Origin of the sequence: Pseudomonas sp. B40(2017), from assembly GCF_002112855.1 — a bacterium.
Classification (GTDB): domain Bacteria; phylum Pseudomonadota; class Gammaproteobacteria; order Pseudomonadales; family Pseudomonadaceae; genus Aquipseudomonas; species Aquipseudomonas pharyngis.
In genome coordinates this window covers 38,329-61,579 of record NZ_NEIT01000009.1, presented here as the reverse complement: position 1 = coordinate 61,579, position 23,251 = coordinate 38,329, and the positions used below count along the sequence as shown (strand labels likewise).

The 23,251-nt window shown below is 61.6% G+C and carries 16 protein-coding genes; 6 read left to right on the top strand and 10 right to left on the bottom strand.

What is annotated here, in order from left to right:
• Positions 1-120: 120 nt before the first annotated feature.
• Positions 121-2,388: a catalase/peroxidase HPI gene (gene katG / locus CAF76_RS24440; protein WP_085648932.1), complete on the bottom strand. Its 2,268-nt coding sequence runs from the start codon at positions 2,386-2,388 to the stop codon at positions 121-123.
• Between the two features lie 324 nt (positions 2,389-2,712).
• Here katG and CAF76_RS24435 point away from each other — a divergent pair, with 324 nt between their 5' ends.
• Positions 2,713-4,749 (top strand): TonB-dependent receptor, encoded by a 2,037-nt coding sequence (locus CAF76_RS24435; RefSeq protein ID WP_085648933.1) that lies wholly within the window; start codon positions 2,713-2,715, stop codon positions 4,747-4,749.
• Between the two features lie 49 nt (positions 4,750-4,798).
• Here the strand turns inward: CAF76_RS24435 and CAF76_RS24430 are convergent, their stop codons facing one another.
• On the bottom strand, positions 4,799-7,009 hold the full coding sequence (locus CAF76_RS24430) for an LTA synthase family protein (RefSeq protein WP_085648934.1): 2,211 nt from the start codon (positions 7,007-7,009) through the stop codon (positions 4,799-4,801).
• A gap of 288 nt (positions 7,010-7,297) precedes the next feature.
• Between CAF76_RS24430 and CAF76_RS24425 the strand changes: the two genes are divergently transcribed.
• From CAF76_RS24425 to CAF76_RS24415, 3 genes are all read left to right on the top strand, one after another.
• Complete coding sequence (locus CAF76_RS24425; RefSeq protein WP_085648959.1) at positions 7,298-8,329, top strand: sterol desaturase family protein; 1,032 nt, start codon at positions 7,298-7,300, stop codon at positions 8,327-8,329.
• Between the two features lie 142 nt (positions 8,330-8,471).
• Positions 8,472-9,485, top strand: coding sequence for an ABC transporter substrate-binding protein (locus CAF76_RS24420; RefSeq protein WP_085648935.1), 1,014 nt, complete (start codon positions 8,472-8,474; stop codon positions 9,483-9,485).
• 99 nt (positions 9,486-9,584) lie between these two features.
• Positions 9,585-10,130: a hypothetical protein gene (locus tag CAF76_RS24415; RefSeq protein ID WP_085648936.1), complete on the top strand. Its 546-nt coding sequence runs from the start codon at positions 9,585-9,587 to the stop codon at positions 10,128-10,130.
• A 40-nt stretch (positions 10,131-10,170) separates the two neighbouring features.
• Here CAF76_RS24415 and CAF76_RS24410 read toward each other — a convergent pair whose 3' ends face one another.
• From CAF76_RS24410 to CAF76_RS24395, 4 genes are all read right to left on the bottom strand, one after another.
• Entirely contained in the window at positions 10,171-10,368 is a 198-nt protein-coding gene (locus CAF76_RS24410; RefSeq protein ID WP_085648937.1) for a helix-turn-helix transcriptional regulator, read from the bottom strand.
• Positions 10,365-10,739, bottom strand: coding sequence for a hypothetical protein (locus CAF76_RS24405; RefSeq protein ID WP_085648938.1), 375 nt, complete (start codon positions 10,737-10,739; stop codon positions 10,365-10,367). Before CAF76_RS24405 ends, CAF76_RS24410 begins: the two co-directional genes overlap by 4 nt.
• An 82-nt stretch (positions 10,740-10,821) precedes the next feature.
• Positions 10,822-11,283 (bottom strand): MarR family winged helix-turn-helix transcriptional regulator, encoded by a 462-nt coding sequence (locus CAF76_RS24400; protein ID WP_007956897.1) that lies wholly within the window; start codon positions 11,281-11,283, stop codon positions 10,822-10,824.
• Between the two features lie 179 nt (positions 11,284-11,462).
• The gene (locus CAF76_RS24395; RefSeq protein WP_085648939.1) at positions 11,463-11,915 is read right to left on the bottom strand and encodes an Ohr family peroxiredoxin; all 453 of its coding nucleotides are present in this window, start codon (positions 11,913-11,915) and stop codon (positions 11,463-11,465) included.
• 264 nt (positions 11,916-12,179) lie between these two features.
• Between CAF76_RS24395 and CAF76_RS24390 the strand changes: the two genes are divergently transcribed.
• A complete protein-coding gene (locus tag CAF76_RS24390; RefSeq protein ID WP_007956881.1) occupies positions 12,180-12,596 on the top strand; it encodes an organic hydroperoxide resistance protein in 417 nt (138 codons plus the stop codon).
• Positions 12,597-12,680: 84 nt separating this feature from the next.
• Here CAF76_RS24390 and CAF76_RS24385 read toward each other — a convergent pair whose 3' ends face one another.
• The 4 genes from CAF76_RS24385 to CAF76_RS24370 all read right to left on the bottom strand — a co-directional run bounded on the left by CAF76_RS24385 (position 12,681) and on the right by CAF76_RS24370 (position 16,188).
• Complete coding sequence (locus CAF76_RS24385) at positions 12,681-13,157, bottom strand: copper chaperone PCu(A)C (protein ID WP_085648940.1); 477 nt, start codon at positions 13,155-13,157, stop codon at positions 12,681-12,683.
• The gene (locus tag CAF76_RS24380; RefSeq protein WP_039770777.1) at positions 13,157-13,762 is read right to left on the bottom strand and encodes an SCO family protein; all 606 of its coding nucleotides are present in this window, start codon (positions 13,760-13,762) and stop codon (positions 13,157-13,159) included. The genes CAF76_RS24385 and CAF76_RS24380 overlap by 1 nt, the downstream gene beginning before the upstream one ends.
• Before the next feature lie 150 nt (positions 13,763-13,912).
• A complete protein-coding gene (gene adeC / locus CAF76_RS24375; RefSeq protein WP_085648941.1) occupies positions 13,913-15,331 on the bottom strand; it encodes an AdeC/AdeK/OprM family multidrug efflux complex outer membrane factor in 1,419 nt (472 codons plus the stop codon).
• A 62-nt stretch (positions 15,332-15,393) separates the two neighbouring features.
• Positions 15,394-16,188 carry a helix-turn-helix transcriptional regulator gene (locus tag CAF76_RS24370; RefSeq protein ID WP_085648942.1) on the bottom strand — a complete coding sequence of 265 codons (795 nt, stop codon included), beginning with the start codon at positions 16,186-16,188 and terminating at the stop codon, positions 15,394-15,396.
• A gap of 491 nt (positions 16,189-16,679) precedes the next feature.
• Between CAF76_RS24370 and CAF76_RS24365 the strand changes: the two genes are divergently transcribed.
• Positions 16,680-23,090 carry a non-ribosomal peptide synthetase gene (locus CAF76_RS24365; protein WP_085648943.1) on the top strand — a complete coding sequence of 2,137 codons (6,411 nt, stop codon included), beginning with the start codon at positions 16,680-16,682 and terminating at the stop codon, positions 23,088-23,090.
• Positions 23,091-23,251: the final 161 nt, after the last annotated feature.

Here is a 23,251-nt window from a genome sequence, read left to right as displayed (position 1 = left end):
TCGGGGAGAGGGCTGGGGTGAGGGGGTTGGGTTTCAGCTACACCGCATTACTTCCGCAGAACCGGCTATAAAAAACGCCGCTCAATGAGCGGCGTTTTTTGTGGCCAGATGAAAAAGCCCTTATTGCCGCAAATCAAACCGATCCAGATCCATCACCTTCGCCCACGCAGCAACGAAATCGTTGACGAACTTTTCCTTCGCATCGGAGCTGGCATACACCTCGGCCAGCGCCCGCAGTACGGCGTTGGAACCGAATACCAGATCGACCCGGGTCGCCGTCCATTTCACGCTGCCGGTTTTACGGTCGCGGCCTTCGAACTCGGTTTTCGACGTCGGTTTCCATTCCACGCCCATGTCCAGCAGGTTGCGGAAGAAGTCGTTTGTGAGGGAGCCGGGTTTGTCGGTGAACACCCCGTGTTTCGTCTTGCCGACGTTGGTGTCCAGCACCCGCAGACCGCCGATCAGTACGGTCATTTCCGGGGCGGAAAGAGTCAGCAGTTGCGCCTTGTCGATCAGCAACGCTTCGGCCGGCACGCGGTACGTGTTGGCGGCGTAGTTGCGGAAGCCGTCGGTGTGCGGTTCGAGGAAGCCGAACGACTCGACGTCGGTTTGCTCCTGAGTCGCATCGGTGCGCCCCGGATTGAACGGCACGGTCACCGTATGCCCGGCGTTTTGCGCCGCTTGCTCGACACCGGCGTTACCGGCCAGCACGATCAGGTCCGCCAGCGAGACTTGCTTGCCCGACGCCCCGGCGTTGAACTCGTTCTGAATGCCTTCAAGGACTTTCAGCACCTTGTCCAGTTGCTCCGGCTGGTTGGCCTGCCAGAACTTTTGCGGTGCCAGACGCAGACGTCCGCCATTGGCGCCGCCGCGTTTGTCCGAGCCCCGGAAGGTCGATGCGGCCGCCCAAGCGGTGGAAACCAGTTCCGAAACGGACAGCCCCGACGCCAGTACTTTGCCTTTCAACGCCCTGATATCGCTGTCGTCCACCAGTGGATGCGTGGCTTCGGGAATCGGGTCTTGCCACAGCAGTTCTTCCTGGGGCAATTCCGGGCCGAGATAACGTGACAGCGGGCCCATGTCACGGTGAATCAGCTTGTACCAGGCGCGGGCGAAGGCATCGGCCAGTTGATCGGGATTGGCCAGGAAGCGCCGCGAAATCTTCTCGTAGGCCGGGTCGAAACGCAGGGCCAGGTCGGAGGTGAGCATGGTCGGGTCGATGCGTTTGTTTGGGTCGTGGGCGTGGGGGATGGTGCCGGCGCCGGCGCCGTTTTTCGGTTTCCACTGATGGGCGCCGGCGGGGCTCTTGGTCAGTTCCCACTCGAAGCCGAACAGGTTTTCCAGGTAGTTGTTGCTCCACTTGGTCGGGGTGGTGGTCCAGGTCACTTCCAGGCCGCTGGTAATGGTGTCGGCGCCCTTGCCGGTGCCGAAGCTGTTCTTCCAGCCCAGGCCTTGTTCTTCGAGGCCGGCGGCTTCCGGTTCCGGTCCGACGTTGTCGGCGGGGCCTGCGCCGTGGGTCTTGCCGAAGGCGTGACCACCGGCGATCAGGGCGACGGTTTCCTCGTCGTTCATGGCCATGCGGCCGAAGGTTTCGCGGATGTCCTTGGCCGAGGCCACCGGGTCGGGATTGCCTTCGGGGCCTTCCGGGTTCACGTAGATCAGGCCCATCTGCACCGCGGCCAGCGGGTTCTCGAGGTTGCGTTCGCCCTGATTGGTGCGGCTCTCTTCATTGCCGTGCTCGGCGGGTTCGGCCACCAGCGTGCCTTCGCCCGGCGGCTGCATGGATTCCGGATCCTTGCCGTAGCGGTTATCGCCGCCCAGCCATTTGTTTTCCGAGCCCCAGTACACGTCTTCGTCCGGTTCCCAGACATCCGCGCGGCCACCGGAGAAACCGAAGGTCTTGAAGCCCATCGATTCCAGCGCGACGTTGCCGGTGAGCACGATCAGGTCGGCCCAGGAAATGTTGCGGCCATACTTTTGCTTGATCGGCCACAGCAGGCGGCGGGCCTTGTCGAGGCTGACGTTGTCCGGCCAGCTGTTGAGCGGGGCGAAACGTTGCTGGCCGGAGCCGGCGCCGCCACGGCCGTCAGCGGTGCGATAGGTGCCGGCGCTGTGCCAGGCCATGCGGATGAAGAGCGGGCCGTAGTGGCCGAAGTCCGCTGGCCACCACTCCTGGGAGTCGGTCATCAGCGCCGTCAGATCGCGTTTGAGGGCCTGGAAATCCAGGCTCTTGAAAGCCTTGGCATAGTCGAAGTCCTTGCCCATCGGATCGGATGCGGGCGAGTGCTGACTCAGGATTTTCAGGTTCAGTTGATTCGGCCACCAATCGCGGTTCGTCGTGCCACCGCCGGCGGCGTGATTGAACGGGCATTTCGATTCATTTGCCATGTTCGGGATCCTTATCAGGTCTTCTGCGGCCGGCTCGTGCCGACTTCGGACTAGTAAGGCTAGACCCGACTTGGCAAGTCAGCTAATAGGCCGACTATTGGTGCCTGATAGGCGCAGTCTCTTATGCGAAGCGCAGGGAACCTGCAGGGCAGGGCGCTGAAATGCCCGTGCTTGAGCGCTGGTTTGCATGTGTCTGGGTGAAACGGGATGGTCATTGGAAATGTTATTGTATAACATAAAAATGATTTCATCTGATTGGCGTCGGTAATACACCCTGTGTAGCGCTGGCATCGATCCTTACTTTTCTGCCTGACGGATTCCTGAATGCCTTCCCGCTTCCACACCTTCCAACCCCGCCTGACGCTCATGGCCTCGGCGCTGCTGATCGCTTCGCCCGCATTTGCCGCCGACCCGCTGGAACTGCAACCGCAAGTCATCACCGGCAATCCGCTGGGCAGTCAGACCCTGGCCTCGCCCTCGACCGTGTTGAGCGGTGACAGCCTGACGCTGCAACAAAAGGGCAGTCTCGGCGAAACCCTGAACAAGCAGCCGGGCGTGTCGTCGTCCTACTTCGGCCCAGGTGCCAGTCGGCCGATCATTCGCGGGCAGGACGGTGATCGCATTCGCATCCTGCGCAACGGCGTCGGCGCGCTGGACGCCTCGTCGCTGTCCTACGATCACGCGGTGCCGCTGGATCCGGTCAACGTCGAACGCATCGAAATCGTCCGCGGCCCCGCAGCCTTGCTGTATGGCGGCAGCGCCATCGGCGGGGTGGTCAACACCTTCGACAATCGCATCCCGACCGAAGCCATCGACGGCATCCACGGTGCCGGCGAGTTGCGCTACGGCGGCGCCGACACCACCCGCAGCAGCGCCGGCAAGCTCGAAGCCGGTAACGGCCAGTTCGCCTTGCACCTGGACGCCAGCGCCCGCGAGTTCAATGACCTGAAAATCCCCGGCTACGCCAGAACCGGCCGTGAACGGGCGAACGACGATGGCGATTCGAAAAAGCATCGGCTGGCCAACAGCGACGGTCGTCAGGACGGCGGTGCGGTGGGCGGGTCGTACACCTGGGATGACGGTTACGCGGGGCTGTCGTACAGCAATTACGATTCGAACTACGGCTCGCCGGCCGAAGACGATGTGCGCATCCGCATGGAGCAGGAGCACTACGCGTTCGCCTCGGAAATCCGCAACCTCGACGGCCCGTTCAGCTCGGTGAAACTCGACGCTGGCTACACCGATTACCAGCACCGGGAAATCGAAGGCGGCGAGGTCGGCACCACGTTCAAGAACAAGGGCTACGAGGCGCGGGTCGAGGCCCGGCATCAACCGCTGGGGCCGTTCAATGGGGTGATTGGCGCGCAAGTCAGTCGCAACGAGTTCTCGGCGCTGGGCGAAGAAGCCTTCGTGCCGCACACCGATACCGATGCCGGTGCACTGTTCATTCTTGAAGAGCTGCAAGCCACGGATCGTCTGCTGTTCACCCTCGGCGGACGCCTTGAGCACACCACGGTCGATCCGGACGCCAAAGGCAACGAGCGTTTCGCCAATGCCGATCGCTCCAGCAGTTTCACCGCCGGCAGCCTGTCATCCGGTGCGGTGTACACGCTGACGCCGGTCTGGTCGGTCGCTGCCACCCTGGGCTACACCGAACGCGCGCCGACGTTCTATGAGCTTTACGCCAACGGCGCCCACGTCGCCACCGGCACTTATGAAGTCGGGGATGCGGGGCTGTCGAAAGAAAAAGCCGTCTCCAGCGACCTCGCCCTGCGTTTCGACAACGGCACCCACAAGGGCAGCGTCGGCGTCTTCTATAGCCATTTCTCCAACTACATTGGTCTGCTCGGGACGGGGCGCACGCTCAACGACGAAGGCGAGGAAGACGCCGACGGCATTCCTGAATACACCTACTCCGGCGTACGGGCGCGCTTCAGCGGTATCGAAGCGCAGGATCGCTGGACCCTTGGCGAAAACGCCTACGGCAAGTTTGCGCTGGAGCTGTCGGGCGACTACACCCGCGCCAAGAACCTCGACAACGGCCAGGACCTGCCGCGCATCGCGCCGCTGCGGTTAAACACTGGGTTGTTGTGGGAGCTGGATCGCTGGCAGGCGCGGATCGATGTGGAACACGCCAGTTCCCAGCACCGGGTGCCGGACAACGAAAGCAGCACCGACGGCTACACCACGCTGGGGGCCAATGTGGGTTATCACTTTGATGTCGGCCATAGCAAATGGCTGGCCTTCGTCAATGCCGAGAACCTGACCAACCAGACCGTGCGTTACGCCAGCTCGATCCTGCGGGATATTGCGCCGGCAGAAGGGCGCAGCATTCAGGTCGGACTGCGCACCACGTTCTGATCGGTCACACCGGACAGGCGCCAGCGTCGTTGCGACGCTGGCGTCGACCTCAACTCGATTGAGCGGTGTCTTCCTCCGGGATCTCGTCCAGCAGATCCTGTTGCCCCGGCAGTTCGGTGATCACGCTGAAATCACTGACTTCCACGGCGCCCAGCCCATACCCCAACAAGTGAAACGAGAACGCCTTGCGCGGTTGCGGGTTGTCGAAACTGAAATCCATCTCCAGCGGCTGATCCGCCGTGGCGACCATCTCGGTCGGCAGGCCCAGTTGCACGTCCTGTTCGAACTCCTTGGCCTTGAGCTGAATGTACGCTGCCTGCTGCGGATCGACCGAACGTACGGTCAGGCGCACGCGGGTATGGGAGCCCTTGGGCATTTCCAGATACTGCGCGCCGATCAGGTTGTCGGCCCAGTCGTCCTTGATCTGCGCTTGCAGCGGGATGACGTTGGCGCTGCCGAACTGATAACGCTGGTTGAGCGGGGTGCGCAGCAGCGACAGATCCAGGGCCGAGGCGCGGGCGGCGATATCCCGGGCATTCTGGCTGCTGGCGTTGCCCTTGAACGTGGCGCTTTCGGCGATGAAACCTTGGCTTGCGTAATTGCGGCAACGGCGCGGCATGTCGCATTCGGTCAGGAGGCCGCGACCGTCGTGGTAACGCAGCTTGCCGTTGGTGAACGACATGATTTCGCGGCCCGAATCGTAATCGCGAAACAACGAGCGACCGCTGAGGGCGGAGGGCACCGGAAAGTCGAAGTAATCCAGAATCGACGCGCTCAGATCGACGTGCCCGTAGACCCCGGCGTTCAGGCGCGGCAGATGCGCCTGCTCCGGCGCGAGGGTCAGGTTGAAGCCCCAGGACGACGCGAGGCGTACGCCGTCGATGCCGTGGGATTCGTCCGAGGTGATCACCACCAGCGTGTCTTTCAGCACGCCCTGGCGTTCGAGGCCGCTGAGAAACTGTTCCAGCGCATCGTCCAGATAACCGACGGCGGCCTGCTTCGGCGTGTCGTAGCGTTGCAGGTAGTCCTCGGGCGCGGAGTAGGGCTGGTGAGTGCCGACGGTCAGCAGCGTGAGCATCCACGGCTGTTTCTGCTTCTTCAGTTCGCCGACGTATTTCAGTGCGCCTTCGAAAAACGCCTTGTCATCCTTGCCCCACGGGAATTCCAGGTAGTTGGCGTTGGTGAACCATTCCAGGCCATGGGTCGCATCGAACCCGATGTGCGGCATGATCTTGTCTTTGGCCATGAACCGCAGCCCTGCGCCTTGCAGGTAGTGCGTGGCAAAACCGTGCTGACGCAACTGGGCCGGCAGGCACGCCTGATTGCGCTCGTGCTGGGTCAGCATTTCCACGCCTTTGGGCGTGCCGTTGTCGAGTTTGTCGTAATCGCCGCAGAGCATAGCGTACAGACCGCGAATGGTCTGGTGGGTGTGCAGCACGTAATCCGGGGTGTTCATGCCGCGCTCGGCCCAGCGGCTGAGGTTGGGCATCAGGTCTTCCTGATAATGGCTGCCGATGGCCTGGCGATTGGCGCCGATGTAAGCGCCGGGAATGCCTTCGAGGGCGACGATCAGGACATTGCGCGCCTGGCCTTTGGCCGCCAGCAATGGGTGACCGTTCAGATCGACATCGGTGAGCCCGGCCATGGGCGGGGGAGTGACCTGAGTATCGCCGTCCAGCCATTCTTCGGCCTGCATCTGCACGTCGGCGACCTGCGTGGCCAGCAACTGGTGCGGCAGATTGTACAGACGCCACGGGTCGGCATCGCTCGGGTCCAGGTGTTGCGCGCCCCAGTACGCGCAGAACAGCAGCACCGGCGTCGCCCAGGTTGCACGGGGCAGAGCGTGAACCGGTGTCGCACGTCGAGTCCAATGACTGAGCAGCCACACGGCCAGGGCCACCAGCAGCGCAACCGCCACGCCGGGATGGGCGAAGCCGCCGCCGGTGGAGTTTTCCACGAACTGCGGGTCGATCAGATAATGCAGATCCGCTACGGTCGGCAGGCGACCTACCGCGCTGACCAGTTCCGCGGTCGCCACCGCCAGCAATCCCCAGAACAGCAGCACCGGCAGCGCCAGCCACCAGGGACGGCGGTGCAACACCACCACCAGCAGACTGCCGATGGCCAGGTCCGACAGGTAACCGAACAGGCTCGACCAGCCGAGTGCCGCCCGCAGGCACACCGGCACGATCAGTACCAGAAAAACCAGAGAGAGAAGGCGGGCATCCAGGCACCGCAGCCGTTGAAAAAGAGCGCTCACAAAAAAAGACCTTCCAGCCATTAAACCGTCATAAAAGTGTGGGCGATGATACCAAGGGTGGGCTGCCTGATCGCCTTTTTAAACGGCTGGGTGATCCGGTCCCGGGAGGCACTCTCAGCCAACCGGATGAGCTGGGGCCTTGATCGGCGACCGTCCTGGCGGTTTTGCGGCTTAAGCGAGGCGGCGGTTTTATTGTTTCAGGCTGTTTAACCGGCCTTTGATCCGTTCCTGCTGCATTTGCGAACCAGTGCGATTTACAATGCGCGACTTCTGATGGAGTCGTTCGTCGTGGATTTACTCGCGCAACTTCACGCGCAGCTCAGCCGCTGGGTGATCGATCCGGTCACCGAACGGTTCCTTGGCCTGTTCGATCTGAACGGTCGTCTAGGTGTGGTGTTTCTGCTCACATCCTACGCCGTGGCTTACGGCCTTTATCGCCACCGAAAATCCCGGCACCTGACGCAAGCCCGATCCTTCTGGCAATTTGTCGGCGGCGGTCATGTTCACGGGCATCGTTCGGCCTGGCTGGATTACCGTTATTACTTCATCAAGGCGATTCTTCGGGTGACGCTGGTGTTGCCCGTGGTCGGCCTCGTCGATCCGCACATTCTGCGTTCGGGCGACTACGCACAGTTTTTCACTCAGCTGTGGGGCGCGCGCGAGCAAGTGCCGGATCATCCGTTGATCGCGTTGTTCTACGGACTGGGTGTGTTCCTGCTCAGGGACTTTCTGCATTACTGGATTCACCGTGCCTTCCATTCCCGGTATCTGTGGGAATTTCACAGGGTCCATCATTCGGCGCCGGTGCTGGTGCCGGCCACCGCCAGCCGCATTCACATTGTCGAATCGATCGTTGAACGAATCGTCATCACCGCCGGCCTCGGCGCGTTTGCCGGGGTGGTCTGGTACGCCTGTGGCGGTGAGGTCAGCCGCTACACGCTGTTCGGCGTGACCTGGCTGGTGCTGATCATCAACAGCCTGGGCTCCAATCTGCGCCACAGCCATGTCTGGCTGTCGTTCGGGCCGGCAGTCGAGCATGTGCTCAGCAGCCCGGCCCAGCACCAGATTCATCACAGCGACGCACAGCGCCATTTCAACAAGAATTTCGCGATCAATCTGTCACTGTGGGACTGGCTGTTCGGCACGTTGTACGTCACCACTTCAAAACCCGAAGACTTGCGCTTCGGCACGGGTGAGCAGGACCGCACACGTTATCTGACGCTGTACAGCCTGATCGTCACCCCGTTCGTGGACACCGCGAAGCGCCTGTCGTTGAACGCCGACGGTCTTAGAACCCGGTTCAATCAGCGTACGCCTTGAACTTCGGTATCAGCCTGCTCATCAGTTTTTCGAAGCTGGTTTTCCAGTGATATCAATATGCGATAACGGTATTTAAATTTCGTTTTTTATAGCGATAGAGTCCGGCCTCACAGATTTCCCTGTAAATCACTGCGAGGTTGTCATGGCCCTACCGTTAAAACGTTCTGCACTGACGCTGCTGGCGGCCTCGCTGGCCGGCGCGTTGCTCGGTAACACTGCACAAGCCGAAGGCAAGATCAGCATCGCCCAGCAATTCGGCATCGGTTATCTGATTCTGGATGTGGTGCGCGATCAGCAGTTGATCGAGAAACACGGCAAGGCCCTGGGCCTGGACATCAAGGTCGACTGGAACAGCATTTCCGGCGCCACCGCCATGAATGAAGCGTTGCTCACCGGATCCCTGGACGTGGTCTCGGCCGGCGTGCCGCCGATGCTCACCGTGTGGGATCGCACCAAGGGCAAGCAGAACGTCAAGGCCATCGCTTCGCTGGGCTCGATGCCCAACTACCTGTTGACCAATAACCCGAACGTCAAAACCCTCAAGGACTTCAGCGACAAGGATCGCATCGCCGTGCCGGCAGCGGGTGTGGGCTTCCAGTCACGCACGCTGCAGATCGAAACGGCCAAGGAATTCGGCAATGACCAATACAAGAAATTCGACGACATCTCCGTCAGCCTGCCGCACCCGGATGCCACGGCCGCATTGATCGCCGGCGGCTCGGAAATCAACGCGCACTTCTCCAGCCCACCCTTCCAGTATCAGGCGCTGCAGAACCCCAACGTGCATAAAGTGCTGAGTTCCTACGACGTGCTCGGCGGCCAGGCCACGTTCAACGTGCTCTACACCACGGAAAAATTCCACGACGAAAACCCGAAAACCTACAAGGCGTTCTACGACGCTCTGGCCGAGGCCGAGAAGATCATCAAGGCCGACAAGCCAGCGGCGGCTCAGGCCTACATTCGGGTGGAACAGTCAAAGCTGCCGCTGGCACTGGTCGAGAAAATCGTCACCGATCCGGAAATCGATTTCACCGTGGTGCCGCAGCGCACCTTTATCTATGCAGAGAAATTGCAGGAGCTGGGTGTGCTGAAAAACAAGGCAGATAGCTGGAAGGAATATTTCTTTGAAGAGGCGCATGGTGGGGCGGGGAGTTGAATCCCGGGGCGTTCTGGACAGCGTGGTGGCCTCTTAGTAGCATTTGCCGGCCGCGCTCTGACCCCCACGACGCAATGCTCTGAATCTACAAGGATGGCCATGCTCGATTTTCTGTACCGCAACGTGAACGTCGAGTTTTTTGTCTGGAGCGGCACGGTGCGCAAAATCAAAAAGCTCACCGATGACGACGGCTATGTCGAAACGCTCGCGCAAATCGAAAGTGATGATGGCGTGGTCGAGGAAATTGATGTTTCCGACCTTGAGTTCGACCTGCGTCGAAATCATCGCGTCAGCGTCTTCAATGCCACCACGGCGAACATCGACTACAGCGTCTTTGCACTGTTGCGCAATGACTGCCTGTCGCAATCCACATTGCTGTTTGATGGCGAATTCCTCGTCAAGGAGCTGGGTATAAAACGCCCCAGACTCACCATCTTCCTGGTTTCGTTGGTGTATGGCGCGATTGCGACCTGGATCGGTGGAGAGGGTGGATTGATTTCGGCCATCGCCCTTTTCGGTGCTTTGCACCTGGAGGGAGGTCGACGTCGCAAGCATTTTATTGCTCGACTCGAGGCTCATTTACACACCCTCGATAAGCAGGTTCAAAGCCAGCGAATGGTCAAAAGAGCACTGGCGCGATCGTAATCAGCACCGAGTGCGTCGATGCGGTGGGCGAAGGTGTTGCTTAACCCATACCGTCATCAAAGACGTCTTCAATCGGCATCTCGAACGCCCGGGCAATCTGGAATGCCAGAGGCAGGCTCGGGTCGTAGCGTTCGTTTTCAATCGCATTGATGGTCTGGCGCGAAACGTTCAAGCGTTCGGCCAGATCCACCTGCGACCACTTGCGCTCGGCGCGCAGTTCCTTGAGCCGGTTCTTCATTGGTAGCGGCGCCGCGCGATGCGCAGGCCGATCATCCACATCGCACCCATCACCGGCCAGACCCAGAACCACGGGATATGGGGGGCGCCGACGTTCTCCAGAGAACCGTAGCTGAAGGTCAGCAAGGCCGAGGCAGCGAAGGCGAAGCCGAGGGCTTCGAACTGGATGCGCAGATACATTTCGTCCAGACGCCTCATGTCGCGTACCACGCTCCAGCACACCAGTCCGGCCGGAATCATCGGCGTCAGAACAATGAGCGTGCGCAGGTAAATGTTGGCGTCCTCCAACGACTGCAGCGCAACCGTCGAGGCAATCAGCACGACGGCATACAGCACCAGCGCGCCGCCCATTTCGAGATGGAATCGATTCATGCTTCACTTCCTGTGTAAAAGACCCTTTACATAGTTACCGAAGCCACTAGTTATGTAAAGCACGCTTTCCATCAGGGCTCGATCAACCCTCGGCATTCATCGACCGGATTAGGTTGTTGCGCAACGTGACGATCGATTTCTGCATCTGCGTGAATTCTTCCGTGGTCAGCCCCGTCGCCTCGAACAGACTCGTGCCCGAGGACACGTTGCGCAGGTCGCGGCCGCTCTGGGTCAGGCTGATCCGCACCTGGCGTTCGTCTGCCGGGTCACGCTGGCGTTGCACATAACCCATGGCCTGAAGTTTTTTCAGGATTGGCGTGAGGGTGTTGGATTCCAGGAACAGCTTCTCGCCCAGGCCGCCGACGGTCTGGTTGTCCTGCTCCCACAGGGAAACGATGGTGATGTATTGGGTGTATGTCAGACCGAGCCGTTCGAGGATCGGTTTGTAGGCCTTGCCGAACGCCAGGTTGGTGGAGTAGACGGCAAAGCACAGGAAATCACTGAGTTTGAGATCGGTTGGTGCGGTATTGACGGTGGAATTCATGTTCATCCTCGTGGGTCGGGTGACCGGTGAAACGTATGGGGCGAACTATACGTCGGATGCGATTCTATCGGGAGTGTTGATCATGTTGCCTGAGGTAACCGGTTCGCCATGAATGGCGCGAACCGGTCATTTATTTCTTATGCGCCTACATCGTATGCGATGTATTTGGTGCGGAGAAATTACTCAGTGATGACGTTCAGTGCCACCTCGATGTTCCCGCGAGTCGCCTTGGAGTACGGGCAGATCTGGTCTGCGGTGTGGGCGAGGTTTTTCGCGATGTCTTCGGCGACACCCGGGACGCGCAGGGTCAGGCGAGCCTGAAGGAAATAGGCGGGGCCGGTTTGGCCCAGATCCACTTCGATGTCTACCGACATGTCGGCCGGCAGCACTACGCCCAGGTCATTGGCCACCAAGCCGACGGCGGCGGTGTAGCAGGACGACCAGGCACCGGCGAACAGTTGCTCGGCGGTCGGGTGGGGCAGGACGTTGGCAAACACATGGGCCGGTTTGGCATTGCCGGGCGTCGAGAGCTGAATGTCGAGATTGCCGTTGTGACCACGGGAGGTGAGGCCGGCGCTGCTGGCGGTTGTGTGGGTCTTACCGGTGGCCAGGACTTTTTCGATTTTGCTCATGGGGGAATCCTCAAGGTGTTGTGATTGGTTGTGATCGTATACGGTTAGATCGTATGCGATGTAATAATAATCCTCTCGCCCTCTGGTTCTGTCAACCCGCTTGGCGGTTCCAATACGACCGGCGGTTATCCGCACGTCCGCCGGTCGGGTAGGCGGCAAACCCGCGTCTATAGTGAGAGGGCTGTGTGAAACGGGTGGCGCACCTCAAGGCTGCGACGGGAGGCGCCGAGTGAACAATCTGCTGTTTTTATTCAGGAGATCGCCATGAGTCAGATCGAAAAAGTCCTCTACACCGCGAAAACCCACACTACCGGCGGACGTGACGGCGCCTCGCGCAGTTCCGACGGGATCCTCGACGTAAAACTGTCGTCGCCCGGTTCCAGTGGCGGCGGGACCAATCCGGAGCAATTGTTTGCCGCAGGCTGGTCGGCATGTTTCATCGGCGCGATGAAAGCGGTGGCGGGGCAGCAGAAAATCAGCCTGCCAGCGGACCTGGCGGTGGATGCCGAAGTGGACCTGGGTACCAACTCGGGAGGGTATCTGTTGCAGGCGCGACTGAATGTAAGCCTGCCGGGCATGGAGCGCGGCGCGGCGCAGCAACTGGTGGATGCGGCGCATCAGGTGTGCCCGTACTCCAAGGCCACGCGCAACAATATCGAGGTCGAATTGAAACTGGTCTGATATCCAGATGCAAAAGGGGCGGCATGATCATCGATCATGCCGCCCCTTTTGTTTTTTTGAAGCCGTAGATCTGTCAGTCAGCGATCAATGCATCTTGCTGTGATCGTGGCCTTCCATGGTCAGCGCCTTGACCGGCGCTTTCACTTCCACGGTTTCCTTTTCGCCCTTGGCGTTTTCGATAGTCAGGGTCAGCGGCACGCTGTCGCCTTCCTTCAACTGAGCGGTCAGGCCCATCAGCATTACGTGGTAGCCATTCGGATCGAAGTTGACGGCTTTGCCAGCTGGCAGGTCGACCGATTTCACCGGGCCCATGCTCATCACGTCGTTCTTCATGCTCATCTCATGAATCTGCACGTCCTTGGCCGCCGGCGAAGCAACGCTGAGCAGCTTGCTGTCGCTGTCGGCGGTGACGCTCATGAACGCGCCGCTGGCCGACTGGTTCGGCACGGTCGCGCGCACCCACGCGTCGTCGACCTTGGTCTGCGCCGATACCTGGAACGCCAGGCCCAGCAGGGACAGGCCCAGTGCGGCACGTTTGATGTGGTTCAGGAAAGGGTTCATCAGCAGACCTCCATGACGGTAAGCAAATCTTCCGTGCACTCTTGTGCAGAAAGCGATTGAGACAGGCCCACACGCAACGTGCCCCGCGTGTCGTAGACATAGCTGGTGGCGGTGTGGGAGAGGGTATAGGTGTCGCCGGCCGGGACTTTTTCGTAGAACACGTCGAATTCCTTGGCGGTGGCCTTGGTTTCTTCGAGGGTGCCGTACAGCGCGACGAAGCTTGGATCGAAGGTCTTGACGTAGGCGTCGAGGATTTCCGGGGTGTCGCGTTCCGGGTCGAGGGTGATGAACACCACTTGCAGGATGTCGCCGTCCTTGCCCATCAGCTTCTTGATTTTCGCGGCGCGGGCCAGCGTCGTCGGGCAGATCGCCGGGCACTGGGTGAAGCCGAAGAAGATCATCGGCATCAGGCCGCGAAAGCTCGACAGCGTCACGGTGTTGCCTTCGGTGTCCTTGAGCTTGAAGGTGCGTCCGAGGATCTTGTCGCTCAGATCCTTGCCGTACTTGTACGACAGTTCGCCGCGGGTGTCGCAGCCGGCGAGCAGGCCGAGACCGAGTACGCCCATTCCCGCAAGCACCTTGCGGCGAGTCAACAAAGCCGTCATTTCATACCGCCCTTTGGAGCCCGCCGGTCGGCAGGACAGGCGGGGGGTTAACCGTAAAAGCGGCGCATGATACCAAAATGATCCGCTGCGCCGGTTTTCGATCGCCGGGCAATGTGGGATCTGGCGACAAAAGGTGTAAGAAAACATGACTCAAGGTGCTGGCGGAAGCGGCTCGACCGGGCTCCAGCCACCGCCCAGCGCGGTGTACAGATTCACTTGCGCCACCAGCTGCGCCAACCGATCGGTAATCAGCCCTTGCTGAGAACTGAACAACGAACGCTGGGCATCGAGGAACGTCAGGCTGCTGTCGACGCCGCTGCGATAGCGATGCTGCGCCATGTCGTAATAATCCTGGGTCGCCTGCACCAGATCGCGCTGGGCCTGGAGCTGTTGTTCGTAGGTCTGGCGCGCCGCGAGGCCGTCGGACACTTCCTGAAATGCCGTCTGAATGGTCTTTTCGTACTCGGCGACGCTGATGTCTTTTTGCAGCTTCGCGTAGTCCAGGCTGGCGCGCAGACTGCCGGCGTTGAAGATCGGCAGGTTGATCTGCGGCTGGAACGTCCAGGCCCCGGAGCCGCCCTTGAACAGCCCGGACAGGTCGCGGCTGGACGTCCCGGCATTGGCGGTCAGGCTGACACTCGGGAAAAACGCCGCCCGCGCCGCGCCGATGTTGGCATTGGCAGCGCGCAGCTTGTATTCGGCCTGGAGAATGTCCGGCCGACGTTGCAGCAGATCGGACGGCAACCCGGCCGGCACGGTTGCCACCAGATCACTGTCCAGCGGACGCGCCGGCAGGTGCTCGGGCACCGGCGCGCCTACCAGCAGCGTCAGACTGTTCAAGTCTTGGGCGACCTGACGCTGATAACGGGCCAGGCTTGCGCGAGTGCTGTCGACACTGGTCTGCGCCTGAATCTGATCCAGCGCCGAGGACTTACCGGCCTCGCGGTTGCGGGTGGTCAGGTGCAGGCTGCGCTCGTCGGCGGCCAGCGTTTCCCGGGCCAGCGCCAGCAACTCCTGATCGGCGCGCCAGGTCAGGTAGGCGTTGGCGACATTGGCCACCAGACTCAATTGCGCACTGCGCCGGGCCTCTTCGGTGGACAGCCAGGTCAGCAGCGCCTGCTCGCTGAGGCTGCGCACCCGGCCGAAGAAGTCCAGCTCATAGGCGCTGATGCCCAGGTTCACCGAGTAGGTCGAGGTGATCGCCGCCTTGGTGCGGGTCACGCTGGACGGCACCCGCTGACGCAGTTGGTTGGCATTGGCCGACACCGCCGGCAGCAGATCGGCGCGCTGGATGCGGTACTGCGCCTGAAATGCCTCGACATTCAGCGCGACCACCCGCAGATCACGGTTGTTGACCAGCGCGCTTTCAATCAGTTGCTGTAGCGCCGGGTCATTGAACAGCGCGCGCCAGTCCTCGGCGCGGGGTGTGACCGAGGACGGCGCAGCATACGCGGGACCTTGCGGATACTGCGCCGCGCTCGGCGATGCCGGCCGCTGGTAATCGGGAATCAACGAACAACCGCCCAGCAGTATCACGGCGGACAGCAGGGAAATCGGCAATCTGAGCATCAAACAGCCTCGTTCACGAATGAAGGCGGACGTCGGGCGCCCGGAATGAGAAAAATGCCGGATCAGGCCCCGGCCATCCATTTCGCCAGACCGTGTCGCCCGCTGACCCCAAGCTTGGCGGCCGCACGTTTGAGGTAGGTCTCGATCGAGCTGTTCTTGACCCGCAGCTTTTCTGCCATCTGCGGCACGGTGCCGCCGGTCAGCAGGCCCAGGCAGACCTCTTTCTCTCGCACCGACAAGGTGATGTCACCCAACGCCAGGCGTTCGTCGAACACCTGTTGCAACGGCGTCTGGGGGTGATCGGCTTGTGGCGCGCGGAGTTGACGGGCGGTGACTTGGCGACTGATGTGCGCGTGGCGCTCGATCAAAGGCAACAAGGTGTCGGACAGGCGCTTGAGGAACGACAGTTCCGGCAGGGAAAACACCCGATGCGTGTGGGGGCGGTAGAACGAGATGACGCAACGGCGGTTGGACGTGCGTGACACCAGATTGCATTGGTGAACGCTGTGGTGCGGGTGTCGATGCTGGAGCGAGGCTTTCAATTGAATCAGTAGCGAGTCGTTCATCTCGATCATCTGTTGCAGCAGCGGGTGGTCGTCCGGGTGCTGCAACGGGGCCGGGGGCGGGAAGGTGTCCGGCAAACCGGCGCTGCCCAACGCCTTGATCTCGACCACGCTGGATTCCCGTTCGTCCAGGGTCCACTCACTGAGATCGACGCGATTGACCGGAACGAGGTTGTCGACCAGCTGGAACATGTTGGTGGCAAAACGCTCGTTGCCGGTGCTGGCGATCAGTTCACCCAGTTGCCAGTAAAAGTGCGGATTTTCCATGTTGCGAAGACTGCCGGTCAGATTCATATCCTTGTCATCCTTGATTTAGAGCCATTGCCGAATCGTCTGCCGTGCATGCACCCGTGAAACGCCCACCCAGTTGTTTCTCCTGAAAATCGATCTGGAACGGGATTTAAGCCTATGCATTTGTCCTACGTCTGTAGGGGAAAACAGGGACACAAAGTGCCACCATTTCCGAAAAAATGGCGTCACGTTTCTGTCAGGTCAATGTGTAAGGACTCGTAGTCTTTGACTGTACGATCTAGTACGAACCCCGGATTCCGGGGTTCGGATCGCGGTGCCGCGCCATCGCGGGACACTAACGGGTAGTCGAGTGTGGCGATTGTCCTACAGGATTTTCAGTCATTTCTTTCCGAACTTTTAGGGGATTAGCTGACTTCTCAGGCCCTTTGGTTCGCACAACTGTACAAAGTGGGGAGTGTTGTCCGGGTTTTACGTGTCACGCGGGTTTCGGGGCCGATGCTTGAATACGCGCCAAATCACGTGAGATGGATCTTATGAACCAATTTGCTGCCGACGCGGCGGACGGACTGTCCGCGATTTCCGAGGCCTTTCCGCTGACTGCCGCCCAGCGCGACATCTGGCTTGACCAACTGCGTCAGGGGAATTCGCCGATGTACAACATCGGTGGCTATGTCGAACTGACCGGGCCGCTGGATCCGGCCCTGATGCAGGCGGCGCTTGAAGGTCTCGTGGCCCGGCATGACGCGATGCGCACCAGCCTGCTGCCGGGGGCCGGCGAGGATGGGCTGCCGTTGCAACGTTTTGCCCGGTCCATGCCGGTGCCGATGCCGGTGCACGATTTACGCAGCCAACCCGATCCATACGCCGCAGCGCGCCAACTGACGCAGGAAAACATCGAGCAACTGTTTACGCTGGATGGCGGGCCGTTGTTCCGGTTTCGTCTGCTCTGGCTCGATGACAACTGCCATTGGCTGTCACTCCAGGCCCACCACCTGATCGTCGATGGCTGGGGTTTCGGCGAGATGCTCAAATCCCTCGACGAGATCTACAACGCGCTGGCGCTCGGGCAATTGCCGCCCGATTCGGCGCCGTCCTATGTCGATTTCATCCGTGACGATGCGCGGTATTTTCAGTCCGACCGCTACGCCCGCGACCGGGCGTATTGGCTGGACAAATACCAACATCGGCCCGAACCGCTGTTGCTGCCGCGTTATCAGGAACGCTTTGCCGGCGCTGCGGCACCGACGCGGATTTTCTCGCAGGTGTTTCCGGCTCGCTTGCACGAACGCATGAAACAGGTGGCCCGGGAGTACGGCGCATCGGCGTTTCATGTGCTGCTGGCAGCGATCCATGTGTATTTCAGCCGCAGCGCCCAGCGTGACGAATGGGTGGTGGGCGTGCCGCTGCTCAACCGCTCCGGCGCCCGGTTCAAATCGACCCTGGGGCTGTTCACCCAGGTCAGCGCGGTGCGCATGGGGTTTGGCCGCGAGTTGTCATTCAAGACGCTGGTCAAGGCGATTCACGACGAGTTGAAAAAAGACTTTCGCCATCAGCGTTTTCCCTTGAGCGAAATGAACCGTGCCCTCGGCTTGCTGCGCGAGGATCGCTCGCAGTTGTTCGAAGTGACCGTGTCCTATGAGCGCGATGCGCATGAATACCGCTACGGCGAGGCGCAGGGGCGGGTGGTCAAAGTGTCGAACCACGAAGAGGGCACGCCGTTGTCGGTGCACCTGCTGAGCAGCCGTGGTGACTACGAGGACAGTTTGTACATGGTGTACAACGAGGCCTACTTTGACGCCGATGAAATCGCGGTGCTGAGCGGGCGCTTGCTGTGGGTGCTGGAGCAGGGGCTTGAAGACCCGGCGCTGATGGTGGGTGATTTCAGCCTGAGCCTGCCGGCCGAATCGGCGCTCTTGCAGCAGTGGAACGACACAGGCGCGCAATACCCTCAAAACCTGACCATCCACCAGCGCATCGAAGCGCAAGCGGCGACACGCCGGGATGCGGTAGCGGCCGAATTCCAGGGACAGCCGCTGACCTATGCCGAGCTGAACCGACAGGCCAACGCCCTGGCCCATCATTTGATCGGGCTCGGCGTGCGACCCGATGACCGCGTGGCGCTGGTCGCGCGTCGAGGGCTGGACACGCTGGTCGCGCTGCTGGCGATTCTCAAGTCCGGCGCCGGTTATGTGCCGGTCGATCCGGCTCATCCTGCGGAACGGCTGAGCTATTTATTGCGCGACAGTGCTCCGGTCGTGGTCCTGACCCAGCACGATCTGCGCGAACGTTTGCCGATGCTCGACGTGCCGGTGATTGAAATCGACACGCGCGGCTGGCCGATCAACGATCTCAACCCTGATGTTTCGGGTCTGACCACTGCACATCTGGCCTACGTGATCTACACCTCCGGTTCTACCGGCCAGCCCAAGGGCGTGATGGTCGAGCATCACACGCTATCGAACCTGGTCGACTGGCATTGCACAGCCTTCGACCTGTGTGCCGGTCGCCACACTTCAAGCCTCGCCGGCTTCGGTTTCGACGCTATGGCCTGGGAAGTCTGGCCGGCGCTGTGTGCCGGCGCGACCCTGCACCTGGCGCCGTCCCGTGATGGCGGCGAAGACATCGACGCGCTGCTCGACTGGTGGCGTGCGCAACCGCTGGACGTGAGTTTCCTGCCGACCCCGATTGCCGAGTACGCCTTCAGCCGCCACCTCGAACACCCGACCCTGCGCACGCTGCTGATCGGCGGTGATCGCCTGCGCCAGTTCAATCGCCAGCAGACGTTCGCGGTGATCAACAACTATGGCCCGACCGAAGCGACAGTGGTCGCGACCTCGGGGCGAATCGAACCGGGCCGGACGCTGCACATCGGCAAACCCGTGAGCAATGCCACGGCCTATCTGCTGGATGACCGGCAGCGTCCGGTGCCGATTGGCGTGGCCGGCGAGCTGTACGTCGGTGGCGCCGGTGTGGCGCGGGGTTACTTCAACCGGCCGGAGCTGACCGCCGAACGTTTCCTCGACGATCCTTTCAGCCGCCAGCCCAACGCGCGGATGTACCGCACCGGCGACCTCGCACGCTGGCGCCCGGACGGCACCCTCGAGTACCTGGGCCGCAACGACGATCAGGTGAAAATCCGTGGCGTGCGCATCGAGCCCGGTGAAATCGAAGCCGCGTTGAGCAGCCACGAATCGGTGCGCGATGCGGTGGTGCAGGTGCGCGACGGGCAATTGCTGGCCTGGTTCACCGAACGCCAACCGCTGGACATCACGCAGCTGCATGCTCACCTCAAGACCCGTCTGCCCAGCGCGATGCTGCCATCGGCCTATGTGCGTTTGACGGCGCTGCCGCTGACGGCCAACGGCAAACTGGATCGCCAGGCGTTGCCGGCGCCGGGGCCGGAGGCGTTGATCCGCCGCGAATATGAAGCCCCGCAAGGCGACGTCGAAATTCTCTTGGCGCAGATCTGGGCCGAGGTGCTGCAAGTCGAAAAGGTCGGGCGTCACGATCACTTCTTTGAACTCGGCGGGCACTCGTTACTGGCGGTCAACCTGATCGAGCGCATGCGCCAGCTCGGCATGAGCAGCGATGTGCGCGTGCTGTTCGGCCAGCCGACGCTGGCGGCACTGGCCGCATCGGTGGGCAGTGGCCGCGAGGTCGAAGTGCCGGCCAACCGTATTCCGCCAGGTTGCACGCAGATCACCCCGGATCTGTTGCCGTTGGTAGAACTGGATCAGGCCACCCTCGACCGGATCATCGCCACGGTGCCGGGCGGGGCGGCCAACGTGCAGGATATTTATCCGCTGGCGCCGTTGCAGGAAGGCATCCTTTATCACCACATCACCGCCGCACAGGGTGATCCGTATCTGCTGCAGTCGCAGCTGGCGTTCGACAGCGTCGAGCGGGTCGAGGCCTATGCGGCGGCGCTGCGTCAGGTCATGGCGCGCCACGATATTCTGCGCACTGCGGTGGTCTGGGAAGGTTTGACCACTCCGGTGCAGGTGGTCTGGCGCGAAGCCGAGTTGCCGGTACAGGAAGTCAATCTTGATCCGGTCGAGGGCGATGTCCTCGCGCAACTGCATGCGCGCTTCGATGCCCGGCGGTATCGCATCGATGTCAGTCAGGCGCCGCTGATCCGGTTGATGTATGCGCGCGATCCGGCCCACGGGCGGATCGTGGCGATTCTGTTGTTCCATCACCTGGCGCTGGATCACATCGCGCTGGAAGTCCTGCGTCATGAAATGCGCGCCAACTTGCTGGGGCTCGATGAACCGCTGCCGCCAGCGGTGCCGTATCGCAATTACGTGGCCCAGACCCGGCTTGGAGTCAGCGAACAGGAACATGAAGCGTTCTTCCGCGAGATGCTCGCCGACATCGACGAGCCGACCTTGCCGTTCGGTTTGCAGGATGTGCAGGGCGACGGGCGCGGCATCGATGAAGCCGTACGCACGCTTGCGCCGGAACTGGATCGGCGCTTGCGTCTTCAGGCGCGGCAGGCCGGCGTCAGCGTGGCCAGCCTGATTCACCTGGCCTGGGCCCAGGTGCTGGCGGCGACCTCGGGGCAGGAACATGTGGTGTTCGGCAGCGTTTTCATGGGCCGGATGCAGGGCGGCGAGGGCGCGGACCGGGCGCTGGGGGTGTTCATCAACACCTTGCCATTGCGGGTGGACATGAACCGTGGCGCGCGCGATGCGGTGCTGCTCACCCACGCCCGACTGACCGATTTGCTCGGGCACGAACATGCGTCGCTGGCGCTGGCCCAGCGTTGCAGCGGGGTTGCGTCACCGGCGCCGCTGTTCAGTGCGTTGCTCAACTATCGGCACACCGAACTTGAGGCGCAGGAATCGGCGTCGGACCCAGCCTGGCAAGGCATTCAGACCCTGGAGAACGAAGAGCGCACCAACTACCCGCTGACCCTGAGCGTCGATGATTTGGGCAGCGCTTTGCAGATCACCACGCGGACGCTGATGAGCATCGGCGCCCAGCGTATCGGCGAGTACGTACAGACCGCGTTGCAGACGCTGGTGGATGCGCTGGAGCAAACCCCGCAACAGCCGCTGAATCGCTTGTCGATCCTGCCGACGGCGGAGCTAGAACAACTGCTGGTCGAGTTCAATGCCAGCGAAGTCGATTGCCCGCTCGATCAGCCGCTTCAGGTGTTATTCGAGCAACAAGTAGAGCGCAGACCCGACGCCATCGCATTGCAGGCTGGCGAGCAACAACTGACCTATCGCCAGCTGAACGAACAGGCCAACCGTCTGGCGCATCATCTACGCGAGCACGGCGTGCAGCCCGATTCGCGGGTGGCGATCTGTGTCGAGCGCAGCCCGGATCTGATAGTCGGCCTGCTCGGCATTCTCAAGGCCGGGGGTGCTTACGTGCCGCTGGATCCCGACTATCCGCTGGAACGCCTGCATTACATGTTGCAGGACAGCGCCCCGGTGGCGGTGCTGGTACACGAGACCACCCGCAATCTGTTGGGCGAGCCGGGTGTGCCGGTCATCGATTTCGACCGTTGCACCTGGCAGCACGCGTCCGCCGACAACCTGAAAATACCGGGTCTGAGCGCTGCGAACCTGGCCTACATGATCTACACCTCGGGCTCCACCGGCACGCCGAAGGGCGTGATGATCGAGCACCGAAGCGCCTGCAACATGGTCCACTGGGGCTCGCAGATCAGCCCGCCGACCGAGCACGGCGCGCTGTTGCAGAAAGCGCCATTCAGCTTCGACAGTTCGGTGTGGGAGATTTTCTGGCCGCTGTGTTGCGGCCTGCGGCTGGTGCTGGCGCGGCCCGACGGCAACCGCGATTCGGCCTATGTGACCCAGGTGATTCGTGAACGGCAGATCACCGTGGTCAAGTTCGTGCCGGCGCTGCTGCAACAGTTCATCGAACAGGAAGATGTCAGCCAGTGCACCAGCCTGACCGACGTGCTCAACGGTGGCGGTGAGCTGACCGCCGCACTGGCCCGGCGCGTCCGCGAGCGCCTGCCGTGGGTGCGTCTGCACAATGTCTATGGCCCGACCGAAACCACGGTCGACAGCACTGGCTGGACGCTGGAGCCGGGTCAACCGGTGCCGGAGGCCGTGGTGCCGATCGGCAAGGCGCTGAGTAACACCCGGCTCTACGTTTTGGACGCCCACGATCAAGCGGTGCCATTCGGTGTCAGCGGCCACCTGCACATCGGCGGGGTCGGGGTCGCGCGGGGTTATCTGGGACTGCCGGACATGCAGGCCGAGCGCTTCATCGACAGCCCGTTCGTGGCCGGTGATCGCCTGTACCGCACCGGCGATCTGGTGCGCTACCGTGCGGACGGCAACCTCGAATTCCTCGGCCGCAACGACTTCCAGATCAAGCTGCGCGGCCTGCGTCTGGAACCGGGGGAAATCGAAGCACGGCTGATCGAGCATCCCGCCGTGCGTGAAGCGGTGGTGCTGGTGCGGGACGAGCGGCTGGTGGCGTATTTCACCGTGCGCGAAGGGTTTGCTGCACCAGCTATCGAAACCTTGCGTGCCCATGTGCTCGAGCGTTTGCCGGAGTACATGGCGCCGGGTGCTTACGTAAAACTCGACGCATTGCCCCAGACCCCCAACGACAAGGTCGACCGCAAAGCCTTGCCGGCACCGGGGGCTGAGGCGGTGCTCAGTCGCCGCTACGAGGCGCCCGAGGGCGAAGTCGAAATCCGGCTGGCGCAGATCTGGGCCGAGGTGCTGCAACTGGAGCAGGTCGGACGCAACGACCACTTCTTTGAACTCGGCGGGCATTCGTTGCTGGCGGTCAGCCTGGTGGCGCGCATGCGTCAGGCCGGGCTACACGTCGATGCGCGAACGCTGTTCAGCCAGCCGACTCTGGCCGCGCTGGCGGCGCAGACTTCGGCGCAGGCAAAACAGGTGGAAGTCCCGCAAACCACCATTCCGACGCTCAACCGCAAACGCCGGCTCTGAGCCGACACCGGCGTCGATTCGCGGTTCCCGCGGATCGACGCCATGACTGGCCGGTCACGGGTCTTGTCCCCGCTTCCCATGTCAGACACCCAAGCCCCGATGTTTTAGCTTTTCCAGGCTGCGCGCCGCCGTACGGACTCGCCGCTGCGCGCTCCTTTTTT